The sequence below is a fragment of the Neisseria sp. P0001.S005 genome (genome assembly GCF_051963715.1).
Genome location: NZ_JBQCTZ010000720.1, coordinates 1 through 385, shown reverse-complemented (window position 1 = coordinate 385; position 385 = coordinate 1). Strand labels below are relative to the sequence as shown.

The window sequence follows — 385 nt, the reverse complement described above, 5'->3', positions numbered from 1 at the left end:
TTTTATCTTTCATCTAAAGGCCGTCTGAAAAGTTTCAGACGGCCTCAAACATTATTTTTTCAACAGGCGCAGCAAATATTGGCCGTATTGGTTTTTCGCCATCGGGCGCGCCAGTTCTTCCAGTTTTTCATCGGAAAGCCAACCGTTGCGCCAAGCGATTTCTTCGAGGCAGGCGACTTGCAGGTCTTGGATGTTTTGCACGGTTTGGACGAATGAAGCGGCTTCGTGCAGGCTCTCGTGGGTGCCGGTGTCCAGCCATGCGAAACCGCGTCCCAAAAGTTGCACCGACAATGAACCGTCTTCCAAATACATTTGGTTGAGGTCGGAAATTTCCAATTCGCCGCGGGCGGACGGTTTGATTTGTTTGGCGAACTCGACGACGCGT

The 385-nt window shown here is 51.2% G+C and carries 1 protein-coding gene; it reads right to left on the bottom strand.

Annotation, left to right across the window (positions count from 1 at the left end):
* Window positions 1-51: 51 nt before the first annotated feature.
* A partial coding sequence (locus tag ACTHSP_RS22555; protein WP_440347078.1) for a sugar phosphate nucleotidyltransferase occupies window positions 52-385 on the bottom strand: 334 nt, incomplete at its 5' end.